General features: G+C 63.9%; 19 protein-coding genes. 9 read left to right on the forward strand and 10 right to left on the reverse strand.

All coding sequences use genetic code 11. The features are described from left to right. Window positions 1-85 precede the first annotated feature (85 nt). Entirely contained in the window at window positions 86-523 is a 438-nt protein-coding gene (locus MTX35_RS10310) for an Lrp/AsnC family transcriptional regulator (protein ID WP_032376860.1), read from the forward strand. Here MTX35_RS10310 and MTX35_RS10315 read toward each other — a convergent pair. Then, window positions 495-3,209, reverse strand: coding sequence for a molybdopterin cofactor-binding domain-containing protein (locus MTX35_RS10315; protein ID WP_243594862.1), 2,715 nt, complete (start codon window positions 3,207-3,209; stop codon window positions 495-497). The genes MTX35_RS10310 and MTX35_RS10315 overlap by 29 nt on opposite strands. Continuing rightward, the gene (locus MTX35_RS10320) at window positions 3,206-4,018 is read right to left on the reverse strand and encodes an FAD binding domain-containing protein (RefSeq protein ID WP_243594863.1); all 813 of its coding nucleotides are present in this window, start codon (window positions 4,016-4,018) and stop codon (window positions 3,206-3,208) included. Before MTX35_RS10320 ends, MTX35_RS10315 begins: the two co-directional genes overlap by 4 nt. Window positions 4,019-4,232: 214 nt before the next feature. Here MTX35_RS10320 and MTX35_RS10325 point away from each other — a divergent pair, with 214 nt between their 5' ends. Next, window positions 4,233-5,801, forward strand: a complete 1,569-nt coding sequence (locus MTX35_RS10325) for a PucR family transcriptional regulator (RefSeq protein ID WP_243594864.1) — start codon at window positions 4,233-4,235, stop codon at window positions 5,799-5,801. A 9-nt stretch (window positions 5,802-5,810) separates the two neighbouring features. Further along, complete coding sequence (locus tag MTX35_RS10330) at window positions 5,811-6,443, forward strand: DUF2461 domain-containing protein (RefSeq protein WP_243594865.1); 633 nt, start codon at window positions 5,811-5,813, stop codon at window positions 6,441-6,443. 10 nt (window positions 6,444-6,453) lie between these two features. Here the strand turns inward: MTX35_RS10330 and pucL are convergent, their stop codons facing one another. The 4 genes from pucL to uraD (MTX35_RS10350) are packed head-to-tail and all read right to left on the reverse strand — an operon-like array spanning window position 6,454 to window position 10,117. Continuing rightward, window positions 6,454-7,374 (reverse strand): factor-independent urate hydroxylase, encoded by a 921-nt coding sequence (gene pucL / locus MTX35_RS10335; RefSeq protein ID WP_243594866.1) that lies wholly within the window; start codon window positions 7,372-7,374, stop codon window positions 6,454-6,456. A 1-nt stretch (window position 7,375) separates the two neighbouring features. Continuing rightward, window positions 7,376-7,702, reverse strand: a complete 327-nt coding sequence (uraH, locus tag MTX35_RS10340) for a hydroxyisourate hydrolase (protein ID WP_243594867.1) — start codon at window positions 7,700-7,702, stop codon at window positions 7,376-7,378. Next, window positions 7,699-8,202: a 2-oxo-4-hydroxy-4-carboxy-5-ureidoimidazoline decarboxylase gene (gene uraD, locus MTX35_RS10345; protein WP_308198118.1), complete on the reverse strand. Its 504-nt coding sequence runs from the start codon at window positions 8,200-8,202 to the stop codon at window positions 7,699-7,701. The genes uraH and uraD (MTX35_RS10345) overlap by 4 nt, the downstream gene beginning before the upstream one ends. Before the next feature lie 10 nt (window positions 8,203-8,212). Continuing rightward, on the reverse strand, window positions 8,213-10,117 hold the full coding sequence (gene uraD, locus MTX35_RS10350; protein ID WP_243594868.1) for a 2-oxo-4-hydroxy-4-carboxy-5-ureidoimidazoline decarboxylase: 1,905 nt from the start codon (window positions 10,115-10,117) through the stop codon (window positions 8,213-8,215). 175 nt (window positions 10,118-10,292) lie between these two features. On the opposite strand from uraD (MTX35_RS10350), the gene MTX35_RS10355 reads away from it, so the two are divergent. Continuing rightward, window positions 10,293-10,829, forward strand: coding sequence for an NTP transferase domain-containing protein (locus tag MTX35_RS10355; protein ID WP_243594890.1), 537 nt, complete (start codon window positions 10,293-10,295; stop codon window positions 10,827-10,829). 39 nt (window positions 10,830-10,868) lie between these two features. Here MTX35_RS10355 and MTX35_RS10360 read toward each other — a convergent pair whose 3' ends face one another. Then, entirely contained in the window at window positions 10,869-11,429 is a 561-nt protein-coding gene (locus tag MTX35_RS10360) for an alpha/beta fold hydrolase (RefSeq protein WP_243594869.1), read from the reverse strand. Between the two features lie 168 nt (window positions 11,430-11,597). On the opposite strand from MTX35_RS10360, the gene MTX35_RS10365 reads away from it, so the two are divergent. The 5 genes from MTX35_RS10365 (at window position 11,598) to MTX35_RS10385 (ending at window position 14,614) form a co-directional block, all read left to right on the forward strand. Then, on the forward strand, window positions 11,598-11,999 hold the full coding sequence (locus tag MTX35_RS10365) for a VOC family protein (protein WP_243594870.1): 402 nt from the start codon (window positions 11,598-11,600) through the stop codon (window positions 11,997-11,999). Between the two features lie 5 nt (window positions 12,000-12,004). Continuing rightward, window positions 12,005-12,646 carry a class I SAM-dependent methyltransferase gene (locus MTX35_RS10370; RefSeq protein ID WP_243594871.1) on the forward strand — a complete coding sequence of 214 codons (642 nt, stop codon included), beginning with the start codon at window positions 12,005-12,007 and terminating at the stop codon, window positions 12,644-12,646. A gap of 27 nt (window positions 12,647-12,673) precedes the next feature. Continuing rightward, window positions 12,674-13,501 (forward strand): hypothetical protein, encoded by an 828-nt coding sequence (locus MTX35_RS10375; protein WP_243594872.1) that lies wholly within the window; start codon window positions 12,674-12,676, stop codon window positions 13,499-13,501. Window positions 13,502-13,577: 76 nt separating this feature from the next. Next, window positions 13,578-14,054 carry a DUF2306 domain-containing protein gene (locus tag MTX35_RS10380; RefSeq protein WP_243594873.1) on the forward strand — a complete coding sequence of 159 codons (477 nt, stop codon included), beginning with the start codon at window positions 13,578-13,580 and terminating at the stop codon, window positions 14,052-14,054. Beyond that, window positions 14,051-14,614: an AAA family ATPase gene (locus MTX35_RS10385; protein WP_308198119.1), complete on the forward strand. Its 564-nt coding sequence runs from the start codon at window positions 14,051-14,053 to the stop codon at window positions 14,612-14,614. Before MTX35_RS10380 ends, MTX35_RS10385 begins: the two co-directional genes overlap by 4 nt. A gap of 9 nt (window positions 14,615-14,623) precedes the next feature. On the opposite strand, the gene MTX35_RS10390 is transcribed toward MTX35_RS10385, so the two are convergent. The 3 genes from MTX35_RS10390 to MTX35_RS10400 all read right to left on the reverse strand — a co-directional run. Further along, a complete protein-coding gene (locus tag MTX35_RS10390; protein ID WP_243594874.1) occupies window positions 14,624-15,310 on the reverse strand; it encodes a haloacid dehalogenase type II in 687 nt (228 codons plus the stop codon). Beyond that, window positions 15,307-15,726 carry a DUF1707 domain-containing protein gene (locus MTX35_RS10395; RefSeq protein ID WP_243594875.1) on the reverse strand — a complete coding sequence of 140 codons (420 nt, stop codon included), beginning with the start codon at window positions 15,724-15,726 and terminating at the stop codon, window positions 15,307-15,309. The genes MTX35_RS10390 and MTX35_RS10395 overlap by 4 nt, the downstream gene beginning before the upstream one ends. Before the next feature lie 7 nt (window positions 15,727-15,733). Next, on the reverse strand, window positions 15,734-16,642 hold a 909-nt coding region (locus tag MTX35_RS10400; RefSeq protein WP_243594876.1), incomplete at its 5' end, for a biotin/lipoyl-containing protein.

The raw sequence follows: 16,642 nt of genomic DNA on the forward strand, positions 1-16,642 counted from the left end.
AGCAGAAAGAGGCGCAAGCACCGATTCGACCAGCAGAAACGGACGCCTGCGCTGATTGGTCGCCGATTTGGGCTACATTGCGCAGGTGAGTGAAAATCTCGATCGCGTCGATCGCTTGATCATCGACGAGCTTGTCTCCGACGGCCGCGCTACTTTGGCGACGTTGGCGGAGAAGGCTTCCCTGTCCGTCTCGGCCGTTCAATCCAGAGTTCGACGGCTGGAATCCCGACGCGTCATCCGTGGGTACACGGCGCAGGTCGATCCGGAAGCCCTCGGTCGTCCGCTGTCGGCGTTCGTGGCCATCACTCCGATCGATCCGGCCCAACCGGACGATGCCCCCGCCAGGTTGAAGCATCTGTCGGCCATCGAGTCGTGCCACTCGGTTGCCGGTGAGGAAAGCTACGTCCTGTTGGTCCGAGTCGAGTCCCCGCGCGCGCTGGAACGTTTGCTGCAGGAGATCCGGGCCACCGCCAATGTGCAGACGCGCAGCACGATCATTCTGCAGACGTTCTACGACCGCTGACCGCCCGCCACACGCGGTCCGAGGACATGGGTAGGTCGTACAGTCGGGTACCGACAGCGTCCCGGATCGCGTTGGCCAAGGCCGGTGCCACGGGATTGTACGGAGACTCGCTCATCGACTTCGCGCCGAACGGGCCGAGACGGTCATAGGTGCCGGCGAACAGAACTTCCGTGGGAGGAATGTCCGCGAACTGCGGAACGTGGTAGCTACGAATCGAATCCGTGGTGACCAGACCCGCACCGTCGGTGCGGATTTCCTCGTACAGTGCGCTACCGATCGCCTGGGCGACGCCGCCCTCGACCTGCCCACGGCACTGCTGTGGATTCATCACGGTTCCGGCGTCCGCGCTCTGCACCGACTGCAGTATTTTCACAGTGCCGGTCTCCTCGTGCACCGCCACCCGGAACGCGTGCACGTTGAACGCGAGCGAACGCGGCAGCCCGCCGCTGTTGCCCGCGGTGACGAGGGTGCCCCCCGCCATCGCCAGAACGTCGTCGAGGGTGACGAAGCGATCTCCGCAGCGGACGCCCTCCGGTCCGAGGGTGCAGTCCGAATTCCGATGTCCGGTCGCGGTGGCGGCCAGATCCAGGATCCGAGCCGACATGGCGCGAACCGCCGCATACAGGGCCTTGCCTGCCACCACGGTGCCCGCCGAACCGAAAGCGCCCGTGTCGTACGTGACCGAGTCCGTGTCGGATTGATCGACTCCGATGCGGTCGACGGACGTGCCCAGTTCGCTGGCCGCGATCTGAGTGTGAACGGTGGTGGTTCCGTTGCCGAATTCCGCGGTCCCGACGCGTATCTCGTACCGACCCTCGGGCAGCAACGCCACCGAGGTCTCGGCGCGGTGGCCACGCGGCGGAATGGTCGCGATCATGGCCACCGCCATTCCTTCGCCGACCTTCCAGCCCGCCGGGGCGTGCTCGCCGTTGCCCCGTCGCAGAGCGGCTTCGGCGAGGTCGATGCACTGATCGAGGCCGTAGCTGCCGAACTGCAGGTCGTCTTCTTCGTGATGGGCGGCGACGATGTCGTCGCCGGGGACGATGACGTTGCGTCTGCGGAACTCGAACGGGTCGACGTCGATCTCCCGCGCCAGCTCGTCCATCGCCGATTCGATCGCGAACATCACCTGTCCCAATCCGTAGCCGCGGAAAGCTCCGGACGGGATGTTGTTGGTGTACACGGTTTTCGCGTCGACCCGCTTGTTGGCACACCGGTAGATCGCCACCGACTCGCCGCAGCCGTGGAACATCACGCCTGCACTGTGGTTCCCGTAGGCACCGGCGTCGGTGAGAACGTCGATCGACAGGGCGGTCAACGTGCCGTCGGCGCTGGCGGCGGCGGTGACGTCGACCCGGAACGGATGACGACACGGTGCGACGGTGAACTCGTCCGTGCGGGTGAACTCGAACTGAACCGGTCGACCGGTGCGGAGCACTGCCAGCGTCACGACATCTTCGGTGAGCAACTCCTGCTTGCCGCCGAATCCGCCGCCGACGCGCGCGGTGAACACGCGGACGCGATCGCGTGCCAAGCCGAAGATCTCGCAGATCTCGTCGCGCACCAGAAACGGAACCTGAGTGCTGGTGCGCAGATTCAACTTTCCGGTCTCGTCCAACCAGCCGATGGTGCCGTGGGTTTCCAGGTGTACGTGCTGTATTCGCTGAGTGGTCCATCGGCCGGTGACCACCGCCGCCGCATCACGGACTGCAGCGTCGACGTCCCCGGTACTGCCGTGCAGTTCGGCCACCAGATTGCGAGACGGATCCGCGATGCGAGCCGACGCGTCCTTGTCCCCGTGGATCTTCGGCGCATCGGGTGCGAGCGAGGACTCCGGATCGAACACTGCGGGCAGCACGTCGTACTCGACGACAAGAGCGCGGCATCCCTCCTCGGCTGCTGCGACCGATTCTGCGACCACGATGGCCACCCGCTGGCCGATGAAGCGCACGACGGTATCGAGAACATGGGTGTCGTCCGGATCGTCGACGCGGCGGTCGTGTCGGGCCGTCGAGAAGGCCGTCGTCGGGCTGTCTTTCGCAGTCAGGATCAGGTGCACCCCCGGTACCTGCTCGGCCGCGGTGGTATCGATGGAGACTATCCGGGCATGCGCGTGTGGACTTCCGAGAACACTGGCGTGCAGCAACCCGGGAGGGGTGTGGTCGAGTGTGTAGGGCTCGGTTCCGGTGACGATGCGCGTGCTGGCGGGTGCCGCGACGGATCGTCCACACGCCGGACCGTCGACGGACTTCTCGGTGTTGACCACCCCGCAGACGGCGTCGGACACGGCGCGATACCCGGTGCAGCGACACAGGTTTCCCTTCAGCCGTTCGGGAAGCTCGTCCAGATCGTCCTCGGTCAGTGTCGAGGCGGTGACGACCATTCCGGCAGTGCAGAACCCGCACTGGAAACCGGCGGCGTCGACGAATCGCCTCTGCACCGGATGGAGGTCGTCCGGTGTGCCGAGCCCCGCGACGGTGGTGACGGACCGGTTGGCGGCACGGAACGCGGGAAAGATGCACGAGTGCACCGGTTCGCCGTCGACGAGCACCGAGCATGCGCCGCAGTCGCCCGCGTCGCATCCTTTCTTCACCTCGAAGTGGTCGTGCTCACGGAGCATGGTGCGCAGGCACTGACCGGGCCGCGGAGTGACGTCGGTCGGTACACCGTTGATGTCCACGATCATGACAACTCCTCGCGAATCTGCTGCGCTGCAGTGCAACTGATGTGACGGCGCCAGTCCGGAGCCCCGTGGGGGTCGTCGTACCAGTGCTGGGGACCGATGGTGGCGGCGAGCGCGTCGTCGAGTTCGCCCGCCGTCGGCAGGCTCGGAAAGCGCAGAACGAACGGACGGACGGTCGACGCGCTGACGGTGAGAACGAATTCGCCGCCCTGGTCGACCCGCCCGATCACCACGGCGGCCGATCGGCCCAGCGGCGACAGTGCGAGCTTGCGCATCGCCGTTCTCGACTGGAGTGCGTGCAGCGGAATCTCGATGCTGCGCAGCACGTCTCCCGGTCGAAGGGCGTTGGTGTGCGGGCCCGTGACCAGGTCTGCGATCGCGATGCGGTAGTCGTGATCGGGCCCATCACCCGACCACACTTGCCCGACCCCGTCGAGAGCTGCAGTCAGCGAGATCATCGCACCGGCAGGCAGGGCCAGCGCGATGTTGCCGCCGACCGTGGCGGTCTTCCAGATCTTGAACGAGGCCAACAACGCTGCTGCGCAGCGGGGAAACAATGCGGTGGCCGGCCACGATGAGGTGTAGCGCGCCAAAGTTTCGATGGTGCACGTCGCGGCGATCTCGAGTCCGGTCTCGGTGACGGTCAACGGCTCCCAGCCCAAGGCGGTGACATCGACGAGAGTTGCCAGGTGGTCCTGTTTCTCCGAGAACAGCCAGGTACCTCCGGCGAGCACAGCGGTGTCCGGGCGTCCGGGCGGAAGGTCCGCGCGGGAGCCGGGAACGAGAATGTCGTCGACAGTACCGAGATCCATGGCCCTCGTTCACCTCGTCCTCGCCGGATGATCCACCACGCCGGCAGATCCACCACCCGATGTGCCATCTCGAACTGTAGTGAGTATCTGTTACCGATCTTCGGTCGTTCGGCGATACGCCCGAAACTCGGAGGAAACAACACACACATACTGTTTCTACCTACGAGCTCAGCTGTTTCGAGCGCGCTCAGCGAAGGCCGGGGGAGGAACAGCAGTGCAGGTCAAGGACTTGCTCGACGCCAGGCAGCTCGGCATTCGATTGCTCACCTCCGATGCCGACGCCCTTGGCCGCACGCTCCGATGGACGTACACGACCGATCTGCCCAATCCGTCCCGCTACATCGCCGGCGGCGAGCTGGTCATCACCGGTCTCGTGTGGCATCGAACGCCTGCTGACAGTGAGATGTTCGTCCAGGCTGTCGCCGAATCGGGGGCTTCGGCACTGGCCGCCGGTGAAGGGCTCCTCGGCCACATTCCACCCGACCTGATCGACGCCTGCGAGCGACACGGATTGCCGCTGCTCGCGGTGCCCGAGACCGTCTCGTTCGGTGAGGTGACCGAGTTTCTCGTCGGCCGTGTCACCGGAGACCGCATCGCCTCGCTGAACACCTCGCTCGTCCGGCAACGGCAGCTGCTCACCGCGATCGCGGACGGCAGAGCCCTCGACGAGTTGGCGCTGCACACCTCCAGGGAAACCGGGATGGCGTGTCTGATCTTCACGGCGACCGGACGTCGGCTGGTGGCCGAGGTCTCGGCGTTCTCCGATGCCGACGTGGACATGCTGACGCACGCTGCGCTCTCCTCCGAAAGACTGCCCACGACAACAACTCTCAGTGACGGCGGTGTGTACAGTATCTTCGGCATCGGGCCGTCGCTCGTGCAACGGACCACGCGATGGTTCCTCGCGGTGGCGGGAGACATGACGGCGTTCCCACCCGCCATCTCCGATGCGTTCGGCCAACTCGCGGCCATCGCCGCGCTCGATCGTGCTCGACGCGAGGAGGGACGGCTGGTCCGACGCGAAATCGCCGACCAAGCAGTGGCGTTGATCGAAGCCGACAGCACCGGACCCGAAGCCCTGACGAGGCTGCGTCAGGCAGGAGTCGACCCGGATCGTTCTCTGATCGTCGTCAGGGTCGCCCACAGCGGACGGATCGACCTGCGCGAGATGCTGCGTACCGTGCTGAGCGACACGCTGACCTCTTTCGGTGGCGGATGCGTCGGATGCAGCACGCACGGCGACATCGTCGCGGTCGTCAACACCGACGACCCGAACTTCACGCACACTTTGCGAACCAGATTGAGCCGCTTGGGTTCCGGCATCGGACACAGCCGTCTGCTCGTGGGCGTCAGTTCCGAAGCCACCGGAATCACCATCGACGGCGCGCTGCGATCGGCGCGTCACGCACTCGAAGTCAGCAGGCAAGGGTCGAGCCCGGTGACCGTCACCGCGGGTGCGCAACTGACGTCGGCGGTCTCGATGCTCTCGGCTCTTCCCGACGACGTGCGTCGGTCGTTCGTCGAGCACGTTCTCGCTCCGTTGCTCGACTACGACCGGCGGACCGACGCCGGTCTGACCGACACCCTCCGTGAGTTCCTGGCCACCGGTGGATCGTGGAACAGAACAGCCGAGTCGTTGCACGTCCATCTCAACACCGTGCGCTACCGAATCAAGCGAGTCGAGGAGTTGCTGGGCCGCGACCTCAATTCCACCTCGGACCGACTCGACGTCTACCTCGCGCTTCAATCCATCCCTCGTTCGTCGGCCACCGGGGCCGCATAGGATCGAGTAATGACTGGCTTCACCGGAATACCCTTCGCGGCCCTCGACTTCTACGAGGACCTCGAAGCCGACAACAGCAAGCTCTGGTGGAACGAGCACAAGGATGTCTACGACACCGCGATCAAAGGGCCGATGACGGCGTTGCTCGCGACACTCGAGCCGGAGTTCGGTGCTGCCAAGATCTTCCGCCCCTACCGTGACGTCCGTTTCTCGAAGGACAAGACTCCGTACAAAACCCATCAGGGTGGATTTGTCGCTCGCGGCGACAGTCTGGGCTACTACGTCCAGATCGACCCTGCCGGCTTGTTCGTTGCAGGCGGCTTCTACAACTCCTCGACCGACGGCGTTGCCCGCTACCGCCGCACCGTCGACGACGACGTCCGCGGAGCGGAGCTCGAGCGGATACTGGCGGCGCTGACCAAAGCCGGATACGAGATCGGCGGCGACAAGCTCAAGACCAAGCCGCGGGGATACGAGCTCGACCACCCGCGCATCGACCTTCTGCGCCACAAGTCACTGACGGCGGGCAAGCATTTCGGCTCGCCGGCCTGGCTGGAGACACCCAAGGCCGCGACGAAGGTGCGCGATGCCTGGCGAGCTCTCACGCCGTTGGTGGAGTGGACCGCAGCGCTGCACACGTGAGCGCAGCGCTCTATCCGACGACAGAGTATGTCCGCCAGGCACTTCCGGCATCCGGGGCATCCTCGCGCTCGACGGTTGCCTGAATGAGACCGTACGGCCGATCGTCGGCGTTGAACACCTCGAGATTGTTCTCGATGCCGAACTTGCCCAGGTCGTAGACGAAGTGATGCTTGTTCGGTGCGGACATGGTGATCTCGGCGATGAACGGATACTTCTCCAGCACCGCCTCGCCCATGGCGTACAGGGTCTGCTGGAGGGCCAGCGACTGCAGATTGGCGAACCGCTCGATCATGGCCGCCTTCACGCCCGCGTAGACGGTGTCCCACTCGACGTCGGTGGTGGTGTATCGCCACTGGGCTGTCAGTGATGTCGCCATCACCCGGTCGGTCGTGGGCTCGAGAACTGTCAGGTCGTCCTCGAGGAATCCGTGGAACTCCGAGCCCGTGGACTTGAGAATCACCATCTCCTTGAAACCGCTGATCACCCACGTCTGCTGTGCATCGCCCTTGCCCTCGACGGTCACCGCCGACGTACGGATCTCCTCACCCTTGCGTGTCCACGTGTGATCGTGCTCGACGCCGTCGATCACCGCGCGAGCCCAGGCGTATTCCTCCAGTTCGATGCGGGCACCGTCCACGGGCTCCACATCGTCGACGTAGTGGCGAGCCAGATCGAGGCCGTAGCTCTCCAGGTGCAGTAATCCCTTGGTCTTCGCGTATGCGTATGCGGTCTGCTTCTGAGTATCGGTGGGAAGCACATTGGACTGATCGCCCACCAGGTGAGCGGGGGAGAAGTTCCCACGCAGAGCACTCGAGACGTTGATGTCGTGGATCTCGTGCCGAGGCGAGTCCCGATAGATCCGCACCACACGGTTCTCCGCCTTGCCGTACTGATTGGATCCGAGGACGATCTTTCCGGTCAGGTCGGTCATGTCAGCTCCCGCGATAGGTCGAATAAGCAAAGGGGGACAGCAGCAATGGGACGTGATAGTGGGCATCGGGCTCGGTCACGGTGAACGAGATCGACACCTCGGGGTAGAAGCTCGGTGTCTTCGTGGCCTCGAAATAGTCGCCGGTGTCGAACGAGAGTCGGTAGATGCCCGGATCGATCGGCCCCGGTACGACTTCCCCGATGCGGCCGTCCCCGTCGGTGGTGGCGGTGGAGATCTCGCCCTTCTCGGGGTGGAACAGCCGCACCCGCATTCCCACCGCGGGTGTTCCCGAGGTGGCGTCGAGTACGTGCGTCGACAGCCCGGTCACTGTTCCGGACCCAGCATGCGGCCGAGGCGAATTCGGTTGATCTTGGCCAGTTCCACGCGGAGCACCCGTCTTTCGGTTTCGGCATCGTTGTCGAGCCTCTCCTCGAGGATAGCGAGCAGGTCCTCCGCGGATCTGCCGGTGGCGCACACCAGGTAGACGTGCCCGAACTTGTCCTCGTACGCGCGGTTTCTCGCCGCCAACTTCTCGCGTACCTCGGTGCCCGCAGTCGTCACCGCAGCCTGCTCACGTTTCGACGATGGGTTGTCGGCCTTACCGCCGATCCGGGGATGGCCGTCGAGCGCGTGGTCGATCTCCGCCTCGGGTAGCTCGGCGAGCACTCGATCTGCTCTGTCCAACAGCAGGTCTCGACTGTCGAAGGGACGACCCTTGGCCACTCGACGGGCCCAGATCGACGATGCGCAGCACTCGTAGAGTGCATGCATCGCCTGCCGATCACTGAGCCGATTGAACCCGTCGAGCCCTATCCATTCGTGCAGCACATCTCGCTCGCTATCTGAAGTCGTTGATGCGCCCGAACCGCGCGGCCGCGATCGGGTTGGCGTCGGCCACGAGATCGTCGAACCGGTAGTTCGCGATCTTGGCGATCTCGATCATCGCGAACGACCGCTCCGCCGACGGTGCGTTCTCGACGCGCGACCACCCGTTGGCCAGGACTCGATCGTAACGTTCGGTCTCCCGTGCACAGATCACCAGCGGGAAGCCGAAGTGTTTGCGGTATTCGGCGGCGAGTTGGACGATGTTGTCGTGCTCGTCCTCCTCCAGGTTGGACAAGCCGACGTGGTCCGCCGCATTGAGGGTGCCGGTGGCGTCCTCGCTGCCGAGATCGGGGTAGCTGTTGATCAGCTCGATCTGTTCCTCGGTGGTGCCGGCCAACAGTGCCTCCTGGAAGGCCTCGCGCAGACCGTGCGCATCGGCGAAAGGCCGCTGGTGGTAGGCGCGTTCGACAACCCACGGGGTGCCCTGCACCAAGCCGCCGAACGTGGCAGCGAAGTCCTCGGCGGACATCTCGTTGACCGTGTCGAGGGTGATGCCCTTACTCGGACCACCGGCGACGGCCTGCCCGCGATTACCGATGTGGAAGAACAAGACGTTGAGCACGATTGCCGAGACCGCGCCGAGAACGATGCCACTGCCGAACAACATTTCCAACCAATCGGGCACACCCTCGGAAACCGTCGGTTGAATAGTCACGAGCATCGCGAGCCCGAGGCTCGTCGCGACGATGATCAGGTTGCGGTGATCGGTGAAATCCACCTTCGACAGTGTCTGGATTCCGACCACGGCGACTGTCGCGAAGAGGGCGAGCGCGGCTCCGCCCAGCACCGGGGGTGGGATCGATGCGACGACGGCTGCCGTCTTGGGTAGCAGGCCGAGCAGAATCATGATGCCGCCGGCCGTGGCCACCACCCACCGGCTGCGCACACCGGTCAGGCGGACCAGGCCGACGTTCTCCGAGAAGGCCGTGTACGGGAACGAGTTGAACGTACCGCCGATGACGGTGGCAACTCCGTCCGCTCGCAGAGTCGCTGCGATGTCGTCCTTCTTGATGCGCTTGCCGACGATCTCACCCGTCGCATACACACTGCCGGTGGTTTCGACGGCGATGATGAGCATGACGACGATCATCGAAATGATCGCGACGACACTGAATTTGGGCACACCGAACAGGAAGGGCTGCGTGAAGCCGATCCAGGACGCCTCGGAGGTGCCGTCGAAATTCATGTCTCCCAGGACGAATGCGACGGCACTGCCGATCACCAGGCCCAGCAGCACCGCGATGGTGGCCATGAAGCCCTTGAAGAACCGTTGGATCAGCACGATTATCAGCAGGGTGCCGATCGCGTAGGCCATCCACCGCCCGTTGGACGGATCCTGTTCGTGAGTAGCAGGATTGGTCACTGCATCGTTGACTGCGACGGGGAGCAGCGCCACTCCGATGATCGTGATGACGGTACCGGTCACCACGGGCGGGAAGAAGCGCAACAGCTTGCTGAAATACGGAGCCATGAAGAACGTGACGAGACCGGCGACGATGACGGCACCGTAGACGTACAGCAACCCCTCGGTGCCGCCGCCGTTCGCCATCGCGATCGCGATCACCGGAGAGACACCGGCGAACGTCACACCCTGTAGGAGCGGCAGGCGGACGCCGACCTTCCAGAATCCGACCGATTGAATGATCGATGCGATGCCGCAGGTGAACAGATCCGCATTGATCAGGTGAATCAGTTGTTCGTTGGTCAGTCCGATCGCGCTGCCGATGATGATCGGTACCAAGACAGCGCCTGCGTAGAACGCGACGACATGTTGGAACCCGTAGGCGGCAAGCTTCGGAACCGGGAGAACTTCGTCGACAGGATGGACACGTCTGCGTGTGGTGGGCTTGACGGACATGGGTGGGCACCTCGCGGAAGCAACAGGGCAGGATTCCTGCGACGCTGCAGGAGAAGTGCACTAAGAATCAGTCATCGCGCCTATCCTCGCTAGTCGAGCGCGCACAAACTTGTCGACGTACTCGAGTCGGATGTTGTGCGAACATCCAAGACTCCAATCGAGAGCGAAAGGAACGATCGTGTCGGACCTTGCCGTCGGAGTGCTACTGGCCGCCGGTGCCGGAACGCGATACGGATCCCCCAAAGTTCTCGCCCACGACGGGCTGTGGCTGAGGACAGCGGTGCAGGCACTGCGCGACGGCGGCTGTGATCGCGTGGTCGTGGTGCTCGGCGCCGCGGATGCGCCCATGCCCGACGGCGTGATCGCGGTACACACACCCGACTGGCATCAGGGCATGAGTGCCTCCTTCACCGCCGGGCTGTCGGCGGTGTCGGACGCGGAATACGCGGTGGTGCACGTGGTCGATACCCCGGACGTCGGACCCGAGGTGGTGCGGGCGGTACTCGCCGCAGCGCAGGAAACCGGTCTCGCCAGGGCCGTGTTCGACGGCCGCCCCGGCCATCCGGTCGCGCTGGCGCGTCGACATGTCGAGGCAGCCGTGGCATCGGCGTCGGGAGACGCCGGTGCCCGGGATTTCCTGCGGGGAAGAGACGACGTGATTGCCGTCGAATGTTCGCACTGGGCAACGGGAATCGATCACGACTATCGGTGAGCGGACACCCAGCCTGCATGTTAGACCGAGTCGGTCTCGTCATCGACTACGAGGATCGGGACCAGTAAAAGCGTCCCCGCGGGGACGCCCGATTCCGCGGATCTCGGCGGCAACGGCGTCGATCATGCCGTCGAACTGATGACCACCGGTCGGGAACTCGACCACGGTCGCCGACGGGAGAGCCTTCGAGTTCAGCGCCAGATGAGAAACGGGAACCACGTCGTCGTCCCGGCAGTGGACGAGCGTCAGGTCGGTCTCGGGCTCAGGGTCGGTGAACGCGTAGTCGGCGACGTCCCACCCAGCCGGAGTCCAGTCCGGCATCGCCAACAGGGTGGCCCGCAGGGGCCGTTCCCGTCGATGTTCTGCCAAGACCCCGACGAGGATCGAAGCGCCGAAGGAATGCGCAATCACCGCATCGTCGGGTCCAAGCTGGTCCAGTTGCTGCCGAACCGGCGCGGCCCAGTCTTCGAAACCCATGGCGGTGTCGGACAGCTCCGGCATCCGAAGGTCGAGGCGCAGAGCTCGAGCCAACCCGTGCGCCAGCTTCGCGTCGTTTAGAAATCCGCCGGCACCGTGAACGAACAGAAGTCGACCGACCATGCTGGGTTCCTCTCCTCGGCAATGCTGTCATCGAAGAAGACCGAATCGGGGCCGCGAAGTCACCGGTTGACTCCGTTTCGGGGTCCGTGCGAGCATCGTCGGCAGCGTCGCGTGCCGATGACGGACTGCGTCAGGCATGGAGGCGTCGTACTGCCCAGGAGGCAGCGCATGTCCATTTCGTTCGATCACACCATCATCGTTGCGAAGAACAGTTCCGATTCTGCGGCATTCTTTCGCGACGTGTTCGCACTGCCAGAGGCACCGTCATGGGGGCCGTTCGTCAACGTCCAACTCACCGACGGCACGCTCGTTCAATTCGCCGAGCCCCCTTTCGATGATATTCAGTTTCAGCACTATGCGTTTCGGGTCAGCGACGATCTGTTCGACGCGGCCTACACCAGGCTGGTCGACCGGGGCGTCGAGCACTGGGCCGATCCTCGGATGACCGAACCCGGCACTGTCAACACCGACCACGGTGGCCGCGGAGTGTACTTCCGCGACCCGACCGGGCACTTCTTCGAGATGCTGACGCACTCGTACCTGCCGACGCCGGGTGAGCCGGTACCGTAGCCACTGTGACCGAGCAGCAGCATGTTTCGATGACGAGGGCCGCCTACGACACCGTCGCCGAGAGCTACGCCGACCTCGTTCGTGACGAACTCGACGGGCGACATCTCGAACACGGACTGTTGGCGACATTCGCGGACCGAGTGTCGAGCGGCGGCGTTCTCGAAGTGGGATGCGGAACCGGCCGCATCACCGACCAGTTGCACCGTCTCGGCGTCGACGTAGCAGGAATGGATTTGTCGCCCAACATGATCGAGGTCGCGCGGCGCGAACACCCACACCTGCGATTCGAGGTCGGATCGATGGAGGTAATGGACGCGGGGGACAGCACCCTGGCGGGGATCGTCGCCTGGTACTCGATCATCCACACTCCACCATCGCACCTGCCTGCCGTGTTCGCCGAACTGCATCGAGTGCTGAGGCCGAACGGTCCACTGCTACTGGCATTTCAGTCCGGCGACGAGCGAGTGCGGCTCGAACATGTCTACGGACATTCGGTCTCGTACGACGCATACCGACTCGACCCCGACGCGGTCGTGAGCATGCTCGTCGACGCAGACTTCGAGGTGGACGTGCGCGTGCATCGAGCTCCGATGGGATACGAGTCGACATCGCAGGCATTTCTGTTGGCCCGCAAGCGAACATCGTGACGTCCCGAGACCGGTAGGATTTGCCCGATGCATGCACCCCGCCCACGCGTTCTCTTCGTCACCGACCTGGCGTATCTGTCGAAGGGCCGACGCTATTGCGACGAAGATATTTTTCTGTCGTCACAGCTCCGCGAGTGGGTCGACATTGCGCTGTGTCACCCGCTCGACACGCGTGCGCTGATGGACGGCTTCGATGTTGTCGTTGTCCGGAACTCCGGACCTGTACTCGGATATCAAGATGCTTTCGACGTGTTTGCTCGCCATGCGCGCGAGAACGGCACGAAGGTTTTCACCCAGCTGACCGGCAAAGGCGACCAGAGAGGCAAGCAGTACCTGGTCGATCTTTTCGCAGATGGTTTTCCGGTCATCCCTACCGTCGACAGCCCGCGAGACGTCTCGCGCTTACCCGAGGTGGATACCTATGTGGTGAAACCGAAATGGGGAGCCGACTCGATCGGTATGCGTCAGATCGGGCGCGCCGAACTGTCGCAAGCAGAGCCGGGCAGCCTGATTCAGCCGCGAATCGATTTCGTGTACGAAGTGTCGTTCTACTTCATCGACCGCACGTTGCAATACTCCCTGTACGCTCCAGACCCCGGCCGACGCTGGGACTTGGAGCCGTACTCGACTACTGCTCACGACGAAGAGTTCGCGCAACGATTCGTCGACTGGAACGACATCGACCACGGAATCACCCGGGTCGACGCATGCCGCACCGCCGACGGAGCGCTGCTGTTGGTCGAGCTCGAAGACCTGAACCCGTACCTCTCACTCGACCGGCTGCCCGAGATGCCACGTCGAGAGTTCGTGAACAATATGGCGCAGGCAATCCTGGCACTGAACGCCCAACCGTAGCGGGCGCAACCAGTCGGGTACAGCACGCTCGTCGCTCTCGATTCGGTAGCGTCGAGGCCGCGAAAGGTGGTGGCCGATGCCGATCACGGTGCTGCACATCTCGGCCGCGCTGCTGTCGGTTCTACTCGGGGCCGTAATTCTGCTCGCGCGCAAAGGGACGCCGCGTCACCGGCGCTGGGGGCGTGTGTACGGCGTCGCCCTGCTGGTGATGGTCGCGTCGTCGTTCTTCATCACCGACCTGCGGGACGGCTGGAGCGTGTTTCATGCAGTGTCGATCCTGACGGCCGCGCTGGTGCTGTTCGGGTGGTGGCAGCCCGTGTTCGGGCGCTCTCGAGCGGGTTGGGTGCGACGGCACATGCTGTCGATGCAACTGTCCTACCTGGTGCTCATCGTGACCGGAACGGCCCAGTTCTTCGATTACCTGCCTCTTCCGAACGACGCTCTCAACGCCATCGTTTTTCTGCAGTTGCCCCTGATGGTCGGGATCGTGGCAATCATTCGACGTAGTCGACGACCTATCGGTTCCCACGATTCGCTACCGTCTTCTCCGTGATTCTCGGACCGCACGATGCAGTGTCCCGTCGCCCCGCGAGGATCGTCGTCGCGGGGACATCCGGTTCCGGAAAGACCACGCTGGCCGCTCGCATCGGGTCCTTGCTCGACATCGAACACGTCGAGATCGACAGCTTGTTCCACGGACCGAACTGGACACCGCATCCGACTTTCGAGCGCGATGTCGACGAGTTTCTTGCACGCCCGTCGTGGGTCACCGAGTGGCAGTACAACATCGTCCGGGACCATCTCGCCGATCGAGCCGAGCTGTTCCTGTGGCTCGACCTACCGCGTCGAACAATCATCCGGCAGGTCATCGTTCGCACACTCCGTCGTAGGTTCGGTAGGCAGGAGCTGTGGAACGGGAACATCGAACCGCCGCTGCACCGAATCTTCTTCGATCGCGAGTACATCGTCCGGTGGGCCTGGAGCACCTACCGGTTGACGACCGAGCGGGTGCAGCGACTGAGTGTGCGCTGCCCAGAGCTGACGATTGTTCGCTTCCGTTCGCACCGGGATGTGGACGCGTGGATCGCGCACCAGCTGATTCCGCTGACGTGACAGGTGCTGTCAGCAGCCCAATTGCGTTGCGAGAGAATCGATCGAGTCGACGCTGTAGGTCCAGTCCGATTCCGCAACGAGGTCGGCAGTCTGACTCGGCCCGTGTTCGAGTGGACGGGCGACGAATGCAGTTGCGAAGCCACAGTCCGCGGACGCAGCGAGATCGCTGTTGTGTGCGGCCACCATCATGCACTCGCTCGGCTCGACACCCAGAATGTCCGCGGTGCGGAGATACGCGTCGGGCATGGGCTTGTACGCCTGTACCGGTTCCGCGCCGAGGATCGCGTCCCACGGCAGTCCGGCATTCTTGGCCATGTCCAGCAGCAGCGAGATGTTTCCGTTGGAGAGCGGAGCGACGATGAATTCGGTGCGGAGCCGGGTGAGCCCAGGCACCGAGTCCGGCCATGGATCCAACCGATGCCAGGCGTGATTCAAGGATGCGACATCACTGTCGTCGAGCCGAACATCGAACTCCGACAGTACGACTCGAAGAGACTCGAGATGGAGTACATCGAGTCGGGTGAACGGTCGACTGCCCGATCGAACCTGTTCCATCGCCGGTTGATACAGGCTGCGCCAGCGGTCGGCAAATGCATGACTGTCGACGTCGGAACCACACACCGATTCGACCTCGCGGGCCACGCTGGTGCGCCAATCGACCACCGTGCCGAACACATCGAACAGAAGCGCCTTCAACGATCCTTCTTCTTCTTCTTCGAATTCTTCGAGTGACCGCCTGCGGACAGCAAGGCACCGGCGAGGGGAATGAGAAGGAAGAAGAGCCACTTCTGATCGAAGTCGGTGAGGAAGAACAATGCCAGTGAACCGAAGATGACCAGGGGCATCACCACTGCACGCCAATCGATTCCGGCACCGCCCTCGGCCGGTGCCGGAGACTTCCCGAGCTGGGCGGGTGTGTGCGACGTCGAAGTAGCGGGGAGATCGACGAATACCTTGTCGATCTCCCCACGCGTCGTCGCCGAAGCAACGACGGCGCTGCGCTCGTCGAATTCGGGCACAGTCAGCCGCCCCTCACTGAAGTGCAGGCTCAGTGCCTCGAGGGCCTTCTCCCGATCGGCCGTACCGATCCGAATTTCCGGAAGCTCGGACATCGCTACGTCATTTGATCTCTGCGAGGACGGTGCCTTGGGTGATGGCGTCGCCTGCGGTGACGGTCAGGCCGGTGATGGTGCCTGCTTTGTGGGCGTTGACGGGGTTTTCCATTTTCATCGCTTCCAGGACGGCGACGAGGTCACCGGCGGCGACTTCCTGGCCTTCTTCGACGGCGACTTTGACCACGGTGCCCTGCATCGGTGCGGTGACCGAGTCTCCGGATGCTGCTCCTGCACCGGCACCGCCGCGGGTACGGGCTTTGGGTTTACGCCGCACCGCACCGGCATTCCCGCCGTTGTTGCCGCCGAGGGACAGTTCCCCGGGTAGGGAGACCTCGACACGTCGGCCGCCGACCTCGACGACGACGGACTGGCGGGGTAGTGCGTCGTCGTCGTCGATCGGCTGGCCTGCGGTGAACGGGGGTACCTGGTTGTCCCATTCGGTTTCGATCCAGCGGGTGTGCACCGAGAACGACTCCCCGTCGCCGATGAACGCCGGATCGGAGACCACCGCAGCATGGAACGGGATGACCGTCGCCAACCCGTCGACGGTGAACTCCGCGAGCGCGCGGCGCGAGCGTGCGAGGGCTTCGTCGCGGGTGGCTCCGGTGACGATGAGCTTGGCGAGCATCGAATCGAACTGGCCACCGATCACACTGCCGGACTCGACACCGGAATCGACACGCACACCCGGGCCGGAGGGGGCGGTGAAGGTGGTGACCGGGCCGGGGGCGGGCAGGAACCCGCGGCCGGCGTCTTCGCCGTTGATCCGGAACTCGAACGAATGCCCGCGTGGTTCGGGGTCCTCGGTGATGGACAGTTCTTCGCCGTTGGCGATCTTGAACTGCTGCAGCACGAGGTCGATGCCGGAGGTTTCCTCGGTGACGGGATGCTCGACCTGCAGTCGGGTGTTGAC

It is taken from the genome of Rhodococcus sp. ARC_M12 (genome assembly GCF_022810385.1).
GTDB classification, from domain to species: Bacteria; Actinomycetota; Actinomycetes; order Mycobacteriales; family Mycobacteriaceae; genus Rhodococcoides; species Rhodococcoides navarretei.

Bases quoted from the DNA above. Each gene is read 5' to 3' on its own strand.
- MTX35_RS10320 (WP_243594863.1), bottom strand. From the start codon at position 4,018: ATGGATCTCGGTACTGTCGACGACATTCTCGTTCCCGGCTCCCGCGCG.
- uraD (WP_243594868.1), bottom strand. From the start codon at position 10,117: ATGTCCGTCAAGCCCACCACACGCAGACGTGTCCATCCTGTCGACGAA.
- MTX35_RS10315 (WP_243594862.1), bottom strand. From the start codon at position 3,209: ATGATCGTGGACATCAACGGTGTACCGACCGACGTCACTCCGCGGCCC.
- pucL (WP_243594866.1), bottom strand. From the start codon at position 7,374: ATGACCGACCTGACCGGAAAGATCGTCCTCGGATCCAATCAGTACGGC.
- MTX35_RS10330 (WP_243594865.1), top strand. From the start codon at position 5,811: ATGACTGGCTTCACCGGAATACCCTTCGCGGCCCTCGACTTCTACGAG.
- MTX35_RS10360 (WP_243594869.1), bottom strand. From the start codon at position 11,429: ATGGTCGGTCGACTTCTGTTCGTTCACGGTGCCGGCGGATTTCTAAAC.
- MTX35_RS10395 (WP_243594875.1), bottom strand. From the start codon at position 15,726: ATGTCCGAGCTTCCGGAAATTCGGATCGGTACGGCCGATCGGGAGAAG.
- MTX35_RS10380 (WP_243594873.1), top strand. From the start codon at position 13,578: ATGCCGATCACGGTGCTGCACATCTCGGCCGCGCTGCTGTCGGTTCTA.
- MTX35_RS10365 (WP_243594870.1), top strand. From the start codon at position 11,598: ATGTCCATTTCGTTCGATCACACCATCATCGTTGCGAAGAACAGTTCC.
- MTX35_RS10375 (WP_243594872.1), top strand. From the start codon at position 12,674: ATGCATGCACCCCGCCCACGCGTTCTCTTCGTCACCGACCTGGCGTAT.